At 60.4% G+C, this 16,625-nt stretch carries 14 protein-coding genes and 1 tRNA gene; 3 read left to right on the top strand and 12 right to left on the bottom strand.

The genetic code is table 11. From position 1 onward, the window contains the following. Nucleotides 1–170: 170 nt before the first annotated feature. The 8 genes from G539_RS0118890 to G539_RS26375 form a co-directional block, all read right to left on the bottom strand. Nucleotides 171–1,799 (bottom strand): GMC family oxidoreductase, encoded by a 1,629-nt coding sequence (locus tag G539_RS0118890; RefSeq protein ID WP_029076585.1) that lies wholly within the window; start codon nucleotides 1,797–1,799, stop codon nucleotides 171–173. Further along, nucleotides 1,796–2,338 carry a hypothetical protein gene (locus G539_RS0118895; protein ID WP_156912041.1) on the bottom strand — a complete coding sequence of 181 codons (543 nt, stop codon included), beginning with the start codon at nucleotides 2,336–2,338 and terminating at the stop codon, nucleotides 1,796–1,798. The genes G539_RS0118890 and G539_RS0118895 overlap by 4 nt, the downstream gene beginning before the upstream one ends. Before the next feature lie 23 nt (nucleotides 2,339–2,361). After that, nucleotides 2,362–3,846: an aldehyde dehydrogenase family protein gene (locus G539_RS0118900; RefSeq protein ID WP_084640074.1), complete on the bottom strand. Its 1,485-nt coding sequence runs from the start codon at nucleotides 3,844–3,846 to the stop codon at nucleotides 2,362–2,364. Next, the gene (locus tag G539_RS0118905; protein ID WP_029076588.1) at nucleotides 3,843–4,994 is read right to left on the bottom strand and encodes an amidohydrolase/deacetylase family metallohydrolase; all 1,152 of its coding nucleotides are present in this window, start codon (nucleotides 4,992–4,994) and stop codon (nucleotides 3,843–3,845) included. The genes G539_RS0118900 and G539_RS0118905 overlap by 4 nt, the downstream gene beginning before the upstream one ends. A 104-nt stretch (nucleotides 4,995–5,098) precedes the next feature. Further along, on the bottom strand, nucleotides 5,099–6,043 hold the full coding sequence (locus G539_RS25470; RefSeq protein WP_156912042.1) for an ABC transporter ATP-binding protein: 945 nt from the start codon (nucleotides 6,041–6,043) through the stop codon (nucleotides 5,099–5,101). A gap of 10 nt (nucleotides 6,044–6,053) precedes the next feature. Then, nucleotides 6,054–7,955 (bottom strand): ABC transporter permease, encoded by a 1,902-nt coding sequence (locus G539_RS0118915; protein WP_051231663.1) that lies wholly within the window; start codon nucleotides 7,953–7,955, stop codon nucleotides 6,054–6,056. Between the two features lie 107 nt (nucleotides 7,956–8,062). Further along, nucleotides 8,063–9,361, bottom strand: coding sequence for an ABC transporter substrate-binding protein (locus G539_RS0118920; RefSeq protein ID WP_029076590.1), 1,299 nt, complete (start codon nucleotides 9,359–9,361; stop codon nucleotides 8,063–8,065). A 124-nt stretch (nucleotides 9,362–9,485) separates the two neighbouring features. Further along, nucleotides 9,486–10,388: a MurR/RpiR family transcriptional regulator gene (locus G539_RS26375; protein WP_051231665.1), complete on the bottom strand. Its 903-nt coding sequence runs from the start codon at nucleotides 10,386–10,388 to the stop codon at nucleotides 9,486–9,488. Nucleotides 10,389–10,786: 398 nt separating this feature from the next. Between G539_RS26375 and G539_RS25480 the strand changes: the two genes are divergently transcribed. Next, nucleotides 10,787–11,989 (top strand): threonine synthase, encoded by a 1,203-nt coding sequence (locus G539_RS25480; RefSeq protein ID WP_084640075.1) that lies wholly within the window; start codon nucleotides 10,787–10,789, stop codon nucleotides 11,987–11,989. Nucleotides 11,990–12,324: 335 nt separating this feature from the next. On the opposite strand, the gene G539_RS25485 is transcribed toward G539_RS25480, so the two are convergent. Continuing rightward, entirely contained in the window at nucleotides 12,325–13,368 is a 1,044-nt protein-coding gene (locus tag G539_RS25485; RefSeq protein WP_084640076.1) for a Gfo/Idh/MocA family protein, read from the bottom strand. A 304-nt stretch (nucleotides 13,369–13,672) separates the two neighbouring features. On the opposite strand from G539_RS25485, the gene G539_RS27210 reads away from it, so the two are divergent. Both G539_RS27210 and G539_RS26380 read left to right on the top strand, forming a co-directional pair. Beyond that, the gene (locus G539_RS27210; RefSeq protein ID WP_156912043.1) at nucleotides 13,673–13,909 is read left to right on the top strand and encodes a hypothetical protein; all 237 of its coding nucleotides are present in this window, start codon (nucleotides 13,673–13,675) and stop codon (nucleotides 13,907–13,909) included. A 135-nt stretch (nucleotides 13,910–14,044) separates the two neighbouring features. Then, nucleotides 14,045–14,371, top strand: coding sequence for a tyrosine-type recombinase/integrase (locus G539_RS26380; protein ID WP_084640077.1), 327 nt, complete (start codon nucleotides 14,045–14,047; stop codon nucleotides 14,369–14,371). 67 nt (nucleotides 14,372–14,438) lie between these two features. On the opposite strand, the gene G539_RS0118950 is transcribed toward G539_RS26380, so the two are convergent. The 3 genes from G539_RS0118950 to mnmA form a co-directional block, all read right to left on the bottom strand. Continuing rightward, nucleotides 14,439–14,515, bottom strand: a tRNA-Met gene (locus G539_RS0118950). Between the two features lie 79 nt (nucleotides 14,516–14,594). Further along, the gene (locus G539_RS0118955) at nucleotides 14,595–15,284 is read right to left on the bottom strand and encodes a class I SAM-dependent methyltransferase (protein WP_029076591.1); all 690 of its coding nucleotides are present in this window, start codon (nucleotides 15,282–15,284) and stop codon (nucleotides 14,595–14,597) included. Nucleotides 15,285–15,293: 9 nt separating this feature from the next. Further along, on the bottom strand, nucleotides 15,294–16,487 hold the full coding sequence (mnmA, locus tag G539_RS0118960) for a tRNA 2-thiouridine(34) synthase MnmA (RefSeq protein ID WP_029076592.1): 1,194 nt from the start codon (nucleotides 16,485–16,487) through the stop codon (nucleotides 15,294–15,296). Nucleotides 16,488–16,625: the final 138 nt, after the last annotated feature.

A 16,625-nucleotide genomic window follows, 5' to 3' on the forward strand; every position in this document is an offset into this window, starting at 1 on the left:
CGCCTGGTTGCGAAGAATTGGAAGCGATCCTGACTTGACAAGAATATCATAACCAACTTCGAGCTCGCCAGGTATCATTGTTGCCATTCTCGATTGATTGTCCGAAGCGAGGAATTCGATCTAGAGGGAGGGCGGCCCGGATTCGTCAGAAGAATCCGGATCATATGGTCTCATTTAGGTATAGTCTTGGTAGTATAACTCAATTCGGCGAAATTATCGCGGATGTACTCAGAAGCTCGTAGCGCCAGTGCCGAAATAGTGGGGGTCGGATTCACCACCCCCCCGGTCGCCAGTACCGAGCCATCAACAATGAACATGTTCGGCACGTCCCAGGATTGATGCCAACCATTGACCACCGAGTCTTCTGGATCGTCTCCCATCCGGCAGGTGCCAATCATGTGCCAGGCCGGGGTTCTGTAGACGCCGCTTTCGTCGCGGTAATCTTGTAGGGCGACATCGAAAGCGCCAGCCGCATCCGCAACATCGACCATCCGGTCAAGCATGAAGTTCATCATCCTCCGGTCGTTTTCGCCCGGTTCATAGTGCATGCTGATTACCGGAACTCCGTCCTCGTCCGTTGCCTCGTCATTGAGGAAGACGCGGTTATCGGGGCTTGGAAGATCATCGCCGATCGCAAAAAAGCCGATTGAATGGCCGAAGCGGCTGGCAATCCAATCATGATGCCCGGCCCCCCAAGGCGCCCGCGTATTTGTGAGCCAGCCTGCCGCCATCTCTCCTGGCGACGGAGTCGAAGTCAGGCAGTTGAAGTTGAAGCCGTTTACAAATCCCCGGCTGATATCGGTTTCGGCAAATTCCCGCGAAAACAGCGAGGCGATATAGCCCATCTGAGCATTTACCGGCTCGTCAACCCAGATTTGCGCCCCGACCAGGGTATGATGAAGCAGGTTGCGCCCGACATGCCCCGAACTGTTGGCCAGATTGTCCGAAGCCAAAAGCAGGCGCGGCGTGCCGACACCATTGGCTGCAACGATAACCACGCGGGCGCGGGTGCGCTCCTCCGCTCCGGTGATGCGATTTTTCCAGATCGCTCCCGACGCCCGCCCATCCGCTCCGGTCTCAATCCGCAACACGCGGGCATGTGTCTTGAGTTCCGCTCCCGCGGCAAGCGCCTTCGGCCAGACCGATTGCGAAAAGAGCGACATCGAGCCGCGCGGACAGCCATTGCACATTCCGCAGCCGTTACAGGCGGGGCGCCCATCATAGTCCCGCGAAATAACCCCTGCCTCGACCGGCCACCAGTGCCAGCCAAGTTTGTCAAAGGCCTTGGCGAGACGCTGTGCGGCCAGGCCAAACGGTAGCGGCCCCGTCGGACATTCCTCACGTGGCGGCATGGCCGGATCGCCACAGAGCCCGCTCACGCCCACAATACGATCTACGCGCTCGTAGAAGGGCGCGATCTCCTCGTAGGAGATGGGCCAGTTCGGCTGCAGTCCATGTTCATCGCCCTTGCGGAAGTCCGAGGGACGATAGCGCGGCCAGATTGCGCCGTAGGCATTTGTGGAGCCCCCGACACCATTCCACATCAGCACCTGACTAGAATCGCTGTGAACCGGATAGCCGTCAGCATGCAGGCGGCGGTTCACATCCGGATTCCAGTTGGTCTGTCGCTGCCAACTCCAGTCCGTGTGGGAGTGGACAAAATCCTTACGTTCTATCCAGCCGCCCTGTTCGAGACAGATCACATCCAGGCCCGCCTGCGCCAGCACCATGGCCGACAGCGCACCTGTCGCACCGGAGCCGATGATCAAAACGTCGCGCACATCGTCTCTCGCGATCATCGCTTCATGCCCCAGGCAGTGGTGATCCGGCGGCCAAGCTCAAGCGTGGAAACATCAACCCTCGCTACTGCCTCGGTGGGTATCCAGTGCCCACGACCATGCGTGGGAGTCTGTGTCGCTCGGTCGAAAGGCGGGAGATCGTAGCCGTTGAGGTGCGGGCGGGCGTGGAGCGGTGTTCCCCGGCCGTTGATCACCTCTATCACCCCAGGGGTCGCGTAATAGGCGAAGTAGGCAGCGTCGCGCCGCCAACCGAAGAGCTTTGGCTCGGAGGCTTCCAGATTTTGCACGGCCTCAAGGCGCGCCGCACCATCGAGATTTCCAAAGGGCGCGCCGATAGCAACAAGGGCAGCTGTCAACGCTGGAAGGCTGGCGTCTCCCTTCTCCTCGATGAAGCGTAGCTGCAAGCTGTACTGCACGCCCACATCTCGACCCGAGGGCCACTCCTCGTTGCCGGGAATCAACTCGCCAACCAGATCGGCGAGCGCTTCGACGAGGAGGTTTGGACGATGGTGCGCTACGATATTCGACGTCTTGTTCATGGGCGGCTCCTCGGAGACCAGCGTCAGCACAAAACTCGCTGGGGCAAGGTTATCATCCGAATTTCTGTCATCGCCTCGAGCGTATGCCGACCACCAAGACGACCCGCGCCGCTCTTGGTGCCGCTTCCGCCACCAAAGGGCAGATGGATCTCCCAGTAGGTCGTTGAGGCATTAATATTGACGATACCGGCAGTCAGTTCGCCCGCCATCGCCATCGCAGTCTCAACATCACCGGAAAAAACCGACATGGAGAGCCCATAGTCCGTGTCCCGCGCCACCCGCATCAACTCGGCATCGCCCTCCAGCGGGATGATCGGAACCACCGGACCGAAGGTCTCTTCCTTGGCGATGCGCATATCGGGCGTCACGTCTGTCAGCACCGTCGCTGCGTAAAAGAGATCGCTGCCCAGTTCCGGCAGCGACTTGCCGCCGGCGAGGAGCTTCGCACCCTGTGCCACGGCCTCGTTGACATGATCGGCCGTCTTGGTTGCAACCGCCTGGTTGTTCAGCGGTCCCATGGTCGTGCCCTGATGCAGCGGATCTCCGACGTGTTCTGCCCCAGCCAGCTTGGCAATTTTCTGCGCCAGTTCTCCGGCGATCCGACCGTCGGCCAGAACACGGCCGGTTGCCGCACAAACCTGCCCCGAGTTGAAGAACGCACCACCGGCCGCCGCTTTGGCCGCGGTATCGAGGTCGGCATCGTAGCGCACGATCATGGGGCCATTGCCGCCAAGCTCAAGTAACATAGGCTTGCCTGCGCCACGTTCGGCGATCCGTCGCCCAGTCGCCGCAGAGCCCGTAAATCCGATGGCGTGGGTGCCGGGGTTCGCAACGATCTCGTCCCCAACCTCTGCGCCTTCACCCAGAACAAGGTTAATCAACCCGTCGGGCAATCCCGCTTCAGCCAGGACCCGCATGAAGGCCACAGCCACCAATGCGGTGCTCGGCGCCGGGACCCAGACCACGGCATTGCCGGTAGCGATGGCAGGGGCGAGATATTCCGTAGGGATGTTGACTGGGAAGTTCCATGGCGTGATCACTGCATAGACGCCGCGCGGATAGCGCCGAGTTATCACCAGCCGGTCCGGCGTTTCGGCAGGAAGGACCTCTCCTGTCATATACTTGACGAGCTCGGCATTCATCCGAAAGCCATCAGCGGCCTTGCTTACCTCGCCCATGGCCTGCGCGAGCGGCTTGCCCTGCTCCATGGACAGGACACGTGCAACCTCCGGTACCCGTTCGTCGATCGCGGAGGCCAGCTTCACGCAGAGAGCCGCACGCTCCCAGACCGGTATCCTCGACCATGCCGCCTGCGCTTTGGCGGCTGCCGCTATGGCGCGCTGCGCCGTGGCGCGGCTGCTCTTCGGCAGGCGGCTGATAGCCTGCCCTGTGGCGGGATTGATGACATCAGAATGGGCGGCCTCTCTATCCTCCCACGCACCGCCAATGAAATTTCCGGGAGAAGAAACCAGTTCGGGCAAGCCGCCCGATGCGTATTTTGCCGTCACGATTGCAGGCCTTCAGATTGATGGAACCATTTTCCGTCGATGATGCAGCCTTCGGCGAACAGCCGCTCCTTGACCTTCACCACCTCGCCAAGGACGTCCTCGAGTGCGAAATCGCCCTGTCGAACCGACAGAATCGAGGCGTCCCCTTCCGTTCCCGGCTTCAGACTGCCGAGGCCTGGGCGGCGAAGTGCACGGGCTGGAATCTCGGTGGATGCACGCACAATGTCGTAGAGTGACATGCCAAGCGGCATGAACTTGGACATCGTGGTGACCTGGTCATAGGCGGGGCCGTCTATGCACAATGCATGCACGTCGGAAGAGATGACATCCGGCGGGAAGCCCTTGTCCATCATGCCGCGCGCGGTCTTCCAACTGAATGAGCCCATCCCGTGGCCGATATCGAAATAGACCCCCCGCTCTCGTGCGGCCAACAACGCTGGCTTGACCTCACCATCGCCCGTAAGCGGAGAATTCGGGAAAGGCCGGTAGCAATGGGTCAGCACATCGCCGGGGCGCAGCATATCGACGACCGCCTCATAGCTCGGCGGCGGCTCGTCGATATGGCACATCACTGGCAAGGCGGTCTCGTCGGCGACTTGCAGCGCGACGACAAGCGGATCGATTCCGGTCGGGCCTGAAGCATGACGGCCAATCCGCACCTTGATACCGATAATATTCTTCGGATCCGAATGAGCAACTTCGACCGCCTCCCGCGCGGCTAGCAGCCGGGGATCATGACTTTCGCCCACCATGATACGCTTGGAGAAGCCGTAGATTCCCGCGAAGGAGACATGGAGATAAGCAAGGATCCGGACCGCCGAAGGTTCGATCACATGCTTGCGAAATCCCGGATAGTTGCCAGGTCCGGCACTTCCGGTATCGACCGCCGTCGTTACTGCCGTCGTCCGAGCAAAATCCTCGGCGTCGATGCCCAGCGACGTGCCTCCCCAGTAGACGTGGGTATGCAAGTCGATCAGACCAGGCGTTAGGATATAGCCGGTCAGATCCTTGGCCTCGCGTGCCTCCCCGGGGAGGGACTTGCCGATTGCCGCCACTTTGCCGCCAGTAAAGGCGACATCGTGCACCTCGTCTAGGCCCTGCCCAGGATCGATGACCCTGGCATTGCGGAGTATGAGGTCGAAGGTCATTGGAATGGTCCTGTCATGTCGGTCAGCGTGAGTGCCGACCCGTCAGAGGGCGGCGCCAGACTCGGCATCGAAGCGATATACGCGCGATTGCGGCGCAGAGAGCGTCACCTCCTGCCCGCGCTCCAGCCGATATCGGCCGTAGTGGCCTTCACGAGCGTCCCACCCACTTCCACATCCAAGAAGTAGACATGGCCTGCCGGTTCAACCATCGCAAGCGTGCCAGTAACGGCGAAATCATCAGTATTCGCCTTCCCGTCTTTAACCAGGTTCATGTCATGTGGTCGGGCACCAATAATAATTTTCGCATTTCCATTCGGAGCTGGAAGAATGTTCATCTTCGGAGAACCAATGAACTCGGCGACGAAACGGTTGATAGGATTTCGATAAACCGTCATCGGATCGTCGAATTGCTGCAAGTGACCATTGGACAAGACAGCGATCCTGTCTGACATGACCATCGCTTCTTCCTGATCATGGGTGACAAACAGCACGGTCAGCCCCAGCTCTCGCGCCAATCGCTTTATCTCGGTGCGCATGTGGACCCGCAGACCCGCATCGAGATTGGAGAGCGGCTCATCCATCAACAACGCGGCAGGATTGCGCACGATGGCACGGCCAACAGCCACGCGCTGACGTTGACCGCCGGAGAGGTCCGACGGTGACCGATCCAGCAGGCCGGTCAGCCCAAGGAGCTCGGCCGCCCAGTTCACCTGCTTGGTGACAAGGGCAGAGTCCAATTTTTGCCGACGCAGCGGGAACGCAATGTTCTCGCGCACCGACATGTGCGGGTAGAGCGCATAGTCCTGGAAGACGAGCGCAATATTGCGTTCCCGCGCACCGCGGTCGGCAACATCGTTTCCATTGAAGAGGACACGACCGCCGGAAATCTCCTCCAGCCCAGCGACGCAATATAGAAGCGTTGACTTTCCGCATCCCGATGGTCCGAGTAAGGAAACAAATTCCCCATCTTTGATATCAAGGCTGACCGAATGGAGGGCTTTAACGCCACCATAGTCTTTCCTGACATTTTCTACATTTATCGATGACATCGGATAAACCCTAACCTTTCACAGCGCCGGAGAGGGCACCCTGCACGAGGTAACGCTGAAATACGAAAGCGATGATGACAGGCGGCAATATCGACAATACTGACGCAGCGAACATCGGTCCGTATTCGTGAAAACGTGCTTGTTGGAGATAGCCGGACAGCACGACCGGAATAGTTTGGGCATCGGGCGTCGAAGTCAGAATCATCGCAAAGAGGAACTCATTCCAACTTACGAGAAAGCCAAAGATTGCCGCCGCCACCAATCCTGGCCGGATCACAGGGATCATGACCCGGATCATCATCTGAAACCGGCTGCAGCCATCCACAATTGCCGCCCGGTCAAGGCTCTGCGGAACACTTTCAAAGGTGCTTTTCATCATCCAAGCGATGAGCGGCAGCAGGATCGAAAGATGCGCAATGACCAGGCCGGTGCGCGTGTCGATGATCCCGAGACCGCGATAGATGACGAAGAACGGCAGAACCAGCGTCAGCGCCGGAGTCATTCGAGTAAAGAGTATTCCCCACAGTCCGATCTGGAAGCTTCGCGCGCGCGGCCAACGGGCAAAGACATACCCGGCGAAGGGGGTGAGCGCGATTGCAATCAACACGGTGAACGTGCCGACGATAAAGGAATTCATCAACGAGATCGGCACGCGCTTTGACTGTGTAGAGGTCGTTCCACCATCCGGAAATAGAACTTCGCGGAAGTTGTCCAAGGTCAGGGCCGATGGAATGATCGAGGCCGGGGTACGGATCAGGTCGGTTGCCGGCGTGAGACTCATGTTCAAAAGCATCAGAACCGGAACTGCAGACCAAAGAAAGATCATCAGAACCGCCAAGCGGAACAGTGCTTTGGCTAGGAGGCGCCTCGCCCTTCGCGGCAGAAGCGGCGCCTTGTACTTCGGCGGCTCCAGGGTAACCGGACGAGCCTTGACAGCCGCCTCGGCAACGTTGGGTGCGCCAGCATTGGCGGTGTCGGCCTGGGCTCGACGACGCCAACGGGACGGCCCCAATAACAAGACAAAGACAATAGCGCAGGCGAAGGATAGCGCGGTGAGAACGTAGAGCATTGCAGCCCCCTCGCCGAAGCGCAGGAACTGAAAGGAATATACGTATCCAAGCCAAGCAAAGACGGTAGTAGCCTGTCCAGGCCCGCCACGCGTCATGATCCAGATGATGTCGAACGCCATGAGCGCGTTGATCGTTGCGATGATGCACACGAACAGCAGCGACGGCCTCAACCAGGGCAAGGTGATCCGGAAGAAGCGGCCCACCGGTCCGGCCCCATCCAGCATTGCCGCCTTGTGCAGGCTGGCCGGCATGGATTGCAGGCCCGCCAGCAGCAACAGCGCGGTCAGTGGCGCCTGATTCCACACATGAGTGAGGGCGACTAGGTTAAGCGCGCGATTTCCATCGCCAAGCCAAGCCTGCGTCCATGCGCCCAACCCCAAATCATTCAACGCGGCATTCAAGGTGCCGACGTCACCCGCGTAGATGAAGGACCACAAGACCGCAACCGAGACCGGCGCCATGGCCCAGGGTACCAGCATCACGGAACGCATGAAGCCGCGCCCGAAAAACGCCTTGTTCAACACCAACGCGATCGCCATGCCGATAACTGTGGTGCCGATCAGCGCGAAGCCAGTAAAATAAAGAGTCCTACCAAAGGCCTCCCAGAAGGCGGGATCTTTAAATATGTTCCGAAAATTGCTCAGACCGGCGAATGTAGTCTTCCGCGTTATGGGATTGGCACGGTGCAATACCAGCCAGATCGAGTAGACCAGAGGAAGTCCTACAACTAGCACGACCATGAGCAAGGTCGGCGAACTGGCGAGATAGGCGAAAAGGGGGGGGCGTGGACGATATCTGCGAGGCGGCAGAACCGTCGCTTCATGTTGATCGATCAGCGCCATTAGATCGCTCCCGTGAAGACTATAGGGCGCGGAGGAACGCGTTCTGCGGGCGCTTCCACCCGCAGAACCAACAAGCCGATCACTCCAGCGAGGAGAACCGATAATGTTTAGTATTTTTCCTTGAGGCTGGTGACCTGATCCGCCAGCAGGCTGACGATCTGGTCGGTATCGCCCGTACCCCGGATGTAGTCCTGGACCCGCTGCATCATGAAGAGATCCCACTCGGGGAACCATATTTCCTTGGACACTGTCCGTGGCCGGGCCCGCGAGATCTGCTCGTTGGTAACATCCAGATTGCGCCACTTCGAGAAGGATGCGACCACATCGGGATCCGCCATGAGTTCCTTATGGGCCGAGCCGAGACCGAACTCCAACGCCCACTTCTTCGAAACGTGGTATTGGCCATCATCGGCCTTGCCGCCGAAGAATTGGAGCATCTTCCAGACGCGATTCACATCGACAGGATGGGCACCCATCAAATAACAGGCAGTCCAGGCGAAGGTGGACTTGGTGGCGCCGGGCATCAGTGCGTTCTGTACCTTCCCGGCGATCTGTGAGAGCTTCGGATCGTTGGCCACCGACTGATTGTAGTCATGCATGAACTGGAACACATGCCTGCCCGACGCGAACGAAGGCACCCCTTCGTTCGGCAGAGTCATGATATCCTCAACCACAAGGCCTTCGGAGTAGAGCGACCGGTAGAATTCGAGCACCGTGCGAAGTGCCTGATCATCGACGAAGTTACTCTCTTCATCAAAGACCTTTGCCCCCTCCGCATACCACGCACCAAACAGGCTCCAGGAGAGCTCCGGCCATTTCTGTCCCCAAGCGCCATTGAACGGTGCCGCCGATATGCCATCGGCCTTCAGTTTGCGGCAGGCCTCCAGAAGGCCTTCATAGCTTGTCGGAACTTCGAGGCCAGCCTTCGAAACAGCCTCCTCGTTGAATACGAATGCCATGTGCCCGGCGTAGTACGGCATGCCCGCGAAGCGACCATCCGGAAGCGAGAGAGATGTCAGCGACGCGGGGTATAACCCTGCCTTGATCGCATCGACCCCCTCGAGGCCCTCAAGATCTCGGGTCCAGCCAGCCGCATTCCAACGCGCAATACGATCCTCCTCAGCATAGAGCATATCGATTTGCTGGCCGCCGATCAGTTTCGTTTCGGCGATAGGGTGGTAGTCGCCACTAACCAGTTCATAGGTTACTCGTTCATCATTCAACTTCTGAAAGGTGGCAACATTTTCTTCCACCATTTGCGGCTGGAACTGCCAGCCGATGAAGCTGATCGGCGTCGATGGCGCTGCGAAGGCACGACTGCCAAGCAAGCTTGACGCTCCAAGAGCGGCACCGCCTTGGAGGACCGCGCGACGTGACACCAGGAACTGCTCGAGTTTCTTGTTCATATTTCCCCTCAGCGTTAGGCCCGGGCACGAATTCCCCAACGAAAGTTGCATTTTCGGATCAAAAAAATATATCCAACACCGCATTTCGCGAATTGAGGCTAGAAATATCGATCAAATTTTGCTTTCAGTCAGCCAGCGGTCGCATTTCGTCAATTTCGATATTGCTGACATATTGGTGCTTCAACCTCCGCAGCCTCTCGAGGACCTCGTCCCGCGAGCGCACCGCGCAGGCATAGGCCAGCAGATCGATCATGAAGAGCATCGAGTATCGAACTGGAGTTGGACAGAGCACGTCGCCATACTCATAGGTTTCAACTGGCAAATGCAGGTCCGCGCCTGCTGCCAAGGGAGTGCCGGCCGGACAAATCGCCATACAGAAGGCTTTGTATTCTTGCGCAATATTCATCGCGTCCAGCAGGGCTGTATTACTACCTCCCAGCGAACAGAATATTATGAGTGAATCTTTCCCCAAACTCGAGGCAAACATAGTCTGCATGATGCCGTCGCGACACGGGATAACGTGTTTGCCCAACCGAAAGAAACGGTTCTGGAACTCTTCAGCCAACCAACTCGAAACGCCACCGCTTCCGAAGGCATAGATGACCTTTGCGGCTGCGATTCTATCAACTGCCTTTTCAAGCACTTCGTCGGACACCCGAGTCCCGCCAACAATCGCGCGCTGCGCGCGCATGGCCAGTTGTTCGCGAACCTCATGGACGGTGGAGGGGGGAGGGACGGAGTTCGCGTAGCGTAGGCCAATTTCCGTCCCCCCCATGACTTTAAGCTTCAGGTCGCGGAGCCCCTCGCAACCGACAGTGCGGCAAAAGCGGGTGATGGTTGGCGCCGATATGTTCAACCATTGCCCTAGTTCCTCGATCGACTTCTCGGCAAAGAGCCTAGGATAGCTCAGGATCGCTGTAGCGATGACTTTTTGGGAACGCGAAAAACTCGGCATGAGATCATGGATACGGGCGAAAATATCGCGTTTGTCGCCCTTAGTCGCTTGGGGGGGCTGGAGGTCGGTCACCTAGTCCTCTTCAATTGCGGATTCCGTGGCCGGGCCGGCCAACTAACGAACCAACGGCGGCTTTGCAGCGCCGTCAAATTGCCTCACGTCAGGACCGGTACACACAGGCCCACACCAAACGCGAATGATAGCAAAAAAGCATGCGAGACAGCAGAGTGCCCCCGCATCCGAGCCAAATAGACCGCGGTGCAGCCACCGGTGCTAGGATACGCGCGGCAAGCTCAGCCATCCCATGGCCGCCTTGACGTCCGCTTGGGACGGTCCGCATGGCGTCCCCTCCTCCCTGTCAACATCAAGAACCGGAAACAGAGCTCGCACATGCTGAACCAACCCTATGTCCGCGCCGGTAGCGTGTTTGCCACCGACGGTGTCGAGCACCCGATGCGGATGCTCGAAACATGAGCCGGTCAGCCCAGTCCGACCGGCTCATTTGCACGGCTTGTAGTCATGAAGAAGCCATCGAAGCGGTGGCGTCCACATGCTCGATTTGCGACGGTATCCTTAATCTCGTGGTAGGCAGCCACGATCAACCCACAGGAGACGGGCTGTGGCGCTGGCATGAGCATTTGCCCCGAGTAGCGCCCGCCAACCGCGTCATTCTGGGAGAAGGAAGCACCCCATTGCTGACGGCACCTCGCCTGGCAGCGAGGCTCGGGCTTGCTGACCTGATGATCAAGAATGAATCATTGCAACCAACCGGTTCCTTCAAAGATCGAGCGCTGGCCCTCGCGACATCCCTCGCCAAAGAGTACGGGCGCAATGGGATTGTCCTTTCGTCGAGCGGCAACGGCGGCGCGGCGGCCGCCGCCTATGCAGCTCGCGCGGGCCTCCCAGCTGTCATCCTGGTGCCAGCCACCGCATCTCCCGCCAAACTGAAGCAGATCATGATTCCCGGTGCGCAGCTGATCACCGTCGATGGCGCCACTCATGACTGCTGCCTCCTAGCGCGCCGCGTGGCGTTTGAGTTGGGATACGTCAACGTCACCACTACATTCTACTGCCCATATGACGTCGACGCTTACGCAACTATTGCCTACGAAATGGCTGAAGCGGAGCCGGACGTAGTGCTAGTACCCATTTCCAGCGGACCGATCCTCGCCGGAGTAATGAAGGGTTTCGAACGCCTGGCACAACGTAGGCTCTTGCGACGGATTCCACGCCCCATAGCCGTCCAGTCAGCGGCCTGCCGGCCGATCGTCGATGCCTTCGAGAGCGGAAGCGCTACTATCTCGTCACACCATCGTTTCACGGTCGCATCGGCACTGAACGACACGCTGCAAGGGTACGAGCGCGACGGCGACCATACGCTACGGTTCGTCCACCGTCACAACGGCTCCGCGATCGCCGTCGACGATCGGGATGTATTGGAGGCCATGAGCCTGCTGGCACGCCTCGAGGGAATTATCGTCGAGCCGAGTGCAGCAGCCCCTTTGGCGGCCCTGCCGCACCTACTGGCGAACGGCGCCATACGCGCGGACGAACGCGTCGTCGCGATCACCACCGGCCATGGGCTAAAAGACATGCCAGACGCCGTGACGCCGGCCCTGCCAAAGCCCATCAGTCCCAACATGGAGTCCCTGATGCGCCACCTACATTCATGACGGGTTGTGCCGCCCGCACGCTCCAGCGTTCAGATGAAGACGCCCGCCCTGCTTTGCGAATCCTATTTGACGGCTCGCGGAGCGCTGCGATGAAGCACGTGCGGCCGGCCAACCCCGCGTTTCGCGGAAACGGCCGGCCGGCTACGTCAAAGCTTCGGGAAGACAGCAGACCCTAACGCCCCCCCCCAGCGAATGTCCCGATGGTCCACAAAGTGCTCGAACGCCCCTTGTGGACCTCACCTGGACGGACCGTGTTCCAGGAGCCTTTCCGCTTCTCGTCGAACCGCGGCGACGCTCAGTCTGCAATCCAGACGAAATGCGGCCCGGGTAACGAACTACTGCTGGACAGCTGCGCGCTCAAATATTTCAGCAATTGTGACCGGCCGCTTCTCGGCAAGCGACAGCAACGTTGCCTCAATCATCGCGGTTGCGATCAGCCCGTCATGGCCACTTGCTTCAGGCGTGATATCTTCGGCAACGCAGTCGATGAAATAGCGGATACTGTCGTACTGCCCCCCAGCGACCTTGCCATAACGCGTTATGGATTCGGACGCGAACGGCGTGTGATAGCGATCGGTGTAGACCCAGAGAGACGGCTCGTTGCGAAGTTCTAGCCCTCCCTTCGTGCCATACACCGTCAAACGATTGTCGACGACGTTGGTGAAGCTCTCTGGAAGGATCCACGACGTTTCGAACGTGCAAAATGCCCCTCCCTCGAAGGTAACCATACTCTGTATAGTATCCCAACTATTGATCCCCATGCCATCTAGTACTCCTCGGTGCCCCTGAGCATAGACCGAGACGGGCTCGCGGCCGAATATCCAGCGCACCAAATCCATGGTGTGTGGGAACAGGAACCACTCCGGCCCCGAATTGCCTCCCCATTTCAACATCTTGGTGGGGACATAGATCGTATCTGAAAGCCGAGCATATGCCATGACGGGATCACCGAGTTCGCCTCGTTCCGCGTAGCCCTTCGCGCCCATGAACAGCGGATACCACCGCGCGTGAAAATCGACCATGAATTTGGTGCCGGCCTTCTCGGCCGCCGCGACCATGGCCAGACCATCAGCGACTGTTGTGGCGAGAGGCTTCTCGCACATGACATGCTTGCCAGCCTCGAACATGGCGACCGTAGGCTCGCGATGGAAGGGGTCGGGCGTGGCTATGGTGACGGCCTCGACATCGGAATTGGCAAGAGTGTCAATATTGTCGGTCCAGCCGCACCCGACTCTCTCGGCCAATGCCTTGGCGCGCGCGCCATCAAGATCACAGATCAGTGAGAGTTCACACTGAGGATGTGTAGAAAGCGCAAGTGCATGATTGCTGCCCCAGATACCGGCGCCAATGATACCTGTTTTTACTCTACGGTCGGTCACGGAAAGCCTCCTCGATCAGCCGGGTTGCCCGATTGCGGCGCCAAAAGACGCCGCTGGACGCCATCCAGAAGGATGGCTCCCAACTGAACCAATGAAAATTTTTATTTTCAAGTCATTAACAGCAACTTCTTCATTGATACCGGGAGAATATTGGCAACTTTAGCGACATTTTTTCATTTTTAGATCAGCCACCTGAGTTCAAAATTGACCCCTTGGTGGGGGAATCGGCGACCAGTTTTGCCCCCTCGTGATTGCGGGCTGTGACAATCTGTACATTTCGGCGAGCAGATGGGGGAGGATGAAGTTGGCGGATACGATCGCCCGGGTCCGGCGCGCATTCCCTGTGCAGGGATGGTCGCTCAAGGGCGTCAAGAAGATCCGCAAGCGCAGTGACGCGCCGAAGGTCAACCGGCCATGGACGCTGGCGGAGCGGGAAACCGTCATGGCCGCTGCCTCGCCGCAGTTCCTCTTGCCTCGCGATCGGCCGATGGGTCGGCCTTCGCTAGGGCGACATCCTGGAGATGCCGCGAACCGTCTATGACGGAGCATCCATCCGACTCGTCACCAGCAAGGCGGACATCCCGGTGTCGATCCCTGTGACCGCACCGCTTGAGGCCATCATCGACCGCGCGCTGCGCCGGCCGCAAGAGACGGCGAAACGGCTCGGCCGACGACGATCACCCTCTGCGCCAGCTCGCGCGGCCAGCCTTGGACCGGCTCCGGATTCCGGGTCAGCTTCTTCAAGCTGGTCGGCGAGATGGAGAAGGACGGCCGCGTCGGCGAAGGCCTGACGTTCCACGGCCTCCGGCATTCGGTCGCGACAGATCTGCGCGAGGCAGGCTTCGACAGCCGGACGATCGCCGACATGCTCGGCCAGAAGACCACGTCGATGGCGGAGCACTATTCCAGCGAGGCCGACCTGTCGGCGAAGCTGAAGGGCGTCGTGCGAAAGCTGGATAAGAGGAACGCCCGGCGAACAAAAGTGTCTACAAGCGCCGGATAAATGTGTCTACACGACACGGCCCCGCTGGGGGCAAGCGCTAAAATCCCAATGATCTCAAGAAGTTGTATGGTAGCGGAGGAGGGACTTGAACCCCCGACACGCGGATTATGATTCCGCTGCTCTAACCAGCTGAGCTACTCCGCCCCAGGACCGGCGTCGCCGCCGGCTGGAATGGCCCGCTTATAGGGAGCGGGGCCAAGCCCTGTCAAGCATCTGACGCGCGTCAGACGCGTTCAAACACAAGCAGTGTGAAAAACCCGATCGGACCGACCCGGCGGCGGTCGATCAGGCGCAGGTCCGGCCGGCCGAGAATGCGGCCGATGTCGAAATCCATGTGCCAGCCGAGCGAGGCCGAAAGCGGCGCCAGCTTCTCGCCCATCCAGCCCCGCCAACCCTTTTGCTCGGGAAAATGGCTGACCAGCACGACGGCGCCGCCGGGCCTGGTGACGCGGGCGAGCTCGGCCATCACGGCCTTGGGATCCGGCACGACGGTCAGCACGAACATCGCGACCGAGGTATCGAAGCTCTCGTCGGCCATCGGCATCTCGCCGGCGTCGGCGACGTCGAGCGCCTCGACATTGGCGAGCTTGCCGGAAGCGACGCGCTCGCGCGCGATGTCGAGCATCTCCGGCGAGAGGTCGATGCCGGTGATGCGGTGGTCGGCGCGGTAATGCGGCAGCGAGATGCCGGTGCCGACGCCGCATTCGAGAATGCGGCCGGCGGGCAGCTCGTTGACGAAGCCGACGGCCGAGCGCCGGCCGGCCTCGAAGACATAGCCGAAGACGCGATCATAGATCGGCGCCCAGCGGGCATAGGTGCTGCGGACCGCTTCCTCGTCGATCCGCGCCGCGCGCTTTCGGTTGCCGGCGAAGGACTTCCACTTGCGGGCGACGTCTTCAAAGAATTCCGGCATTGCTCTCCCTCAGGCTGCTGCGACATGATCCGAGACGATCAGGCGACGCAACGCCTCTTCCGCCTCGGCGTTCCGTTCGGCCCGCGCGATCCAGCCACCGCCGAGAACGCGCGCGCCCTCCCCCTCGCCGCCATAGAACACACAGGCCTGACCGGGGGCGACCCCGGTTTCGCCATCGAGCAGCGAGACCCGCGTCTCGCCGTCGCGCTGGACCAACTCGGCGCGCTGCGGCGCGCGGGTCGAGCGCACGCGCGCGAAGATTTCGAGCCCCTCGGCGGCGGCGGCCTCGAGCGCCGCGTCGCCGAGCCAGTTGACGCTGCGCAGCACCAGGCGGCGGGCGGCGAGCGCCTCGCGCGGGCCAACGATGACGCGCTGCCGCACGGCGTCGAGATGGATGACGTAGAGCGGGTCGGCGGCGGCGACGCCGAGGCCGCGCCGCTGGCCGACGGTATAATGGATGATGCCCTCGTGCCGGCCGAGCACGCGGCCGTCGATGTGGACGATGTCGCCGCCCTCGGCGGCGCCGGGCTTCAGCCGCTCGATGACGTCGGAATACTTGCCGTTCGGCACGAAGCAGATGTCCTGGCTGTCATGCTTGTCGGCGATCTCGAGCCCGAGCTCGCGGGCGATGGCGCGCGTCTCCGGCTTGGTCAGCCGGCCGAGCGGGAAGCGGATGAAGTCGAGCTGCTCCTGGGTCGTCGCGAACAGGAAGTAGCTCTGGTCGCGATCGAGGTCGGCCGGGCGGAACATGCCGCGATGGCCGCTTTCGAGCCGCCGGCTCTCGACATAGTGGCCGGTCGCCAGCGCCGCCGCGCCGAGCTCGCGCGCGGTCGTCAGCAGGTCGGAGAACTTGACCGTCTGGTTGCAGGCGACGCAGGGGATCGGCGTCTCGCCGGCGATGTAGCTGGCCGCGAAGCTGTCGATCACCGACTTGCGGAAGCGCTCCTCGTAGTCGAGCACATAGTGCGGGATGCCGAGCCGCTCGGCGACGCGGCGCGCGTCGTGGATGTCCTGGCCGGCGCAGCAGGCGCCCTTGCGGTGCGTCGCCTCGCCATGATCGTAGAGCTGCAGCGTCATGCCGACGACGTCATAGCCCTCGCGTTTCAACAGCCCGGCGACGACGGAGGAATCGACACCGCCCGACATCGCGACGACGATGCGCGTGTCTTCGGGGCGGCCGGGAAGATCGAGGCTGTTGAGCATGGTGCAACTGCTTTGCCGTGGTGCCGCGCAGGGCCCGTGCCGGGCGACGGCGGAAACGCAAGGGGGCGGCGGGGCCGCGTCAGGCCCGGACTATAATGTCGATCGCGTCATCTTCAAGGCGCGGCGGCCGCATTCGGC

It is taken from the genome of Kaistia adipata DSM 17808, from assembly GCF_000423225.1.
Lineage (GTDB): Bacteria > Pseudomonadota > Alphaproteobacteria > Rhizobiales > Kaistiaceae > Kaistia > Kaistia adipata.

What these genes read in the sequence shown, in the direction of transcription:
- G539_RS0118890 (WP_029076585.1), bottom strand. Translation starts at nt 1,799, where the DNA reads ATGATCGCGAGAGACGATGTGCGCGACGTTTTGATCATCGGCTCCGGT.
- G539_RS0118895 (WP_156912041.1), bottom strand. Translation starts at nt 2,338, where the DNA reads ATGAACAAGACGTCGAATATCGTAGCGCACCATCGTCCAAACCTCCTC.
- G539_RS0118905 (WP_029076588.1), bottom strand. Translation starts at nt 4,994, where the DNA reads ATGACCTTCGACCTCATACTCCGCAATGCCAGGGTCATCGATCCTGGG.
- G539_RS25470 (WP_156912042.1), bottom strand. Translation starts at nt 6,043, where the DNA reads ATGTCATCGATAAATGTAGAAAATGTCAGGAAAGACTATGGTGGCGTT.
- G539_RS0118915 (WP_051231663.1), bottom strand. Translation starts at nt 7,955, where the DNA reads ATGGCGCTGATCGATCAACATGAAGCGACGGTTCTGCCGCCTCGCAGA.
- G539_RS0118920 (WP_029076590.1), bottom strand. Translation starts at nt 9,361, where the DNA reads ATGAACAAGAAACTCGAGCAGTTCCTGGTGTCACGTCGCGCGGTCCTC.
- G539_RS25480 (WP_084640075.1), top strand. Translation starts at nt 10,787, where the DNA reads ATGAGCCGGTCAGCCCAGTCCGACCGGCTCATTTGCACGGCTTGTAGT.
- G539_RS0118955 (WP_029076591.1), bottom strand. Translation starts at nt 15,284, where the DNA reads ATGCCGGAATTCTTTGAAGACGTCGCCCGCAAGTGGAAGTCCTTCGCC.
- mnmA (WP_029076592.1), bottom strand. Translation starts at nt 16,487, where the DNA reads ATGCTCAACAGCCTCGATCTTCCCGGCCGCCCCGAAGACACGCGCATC.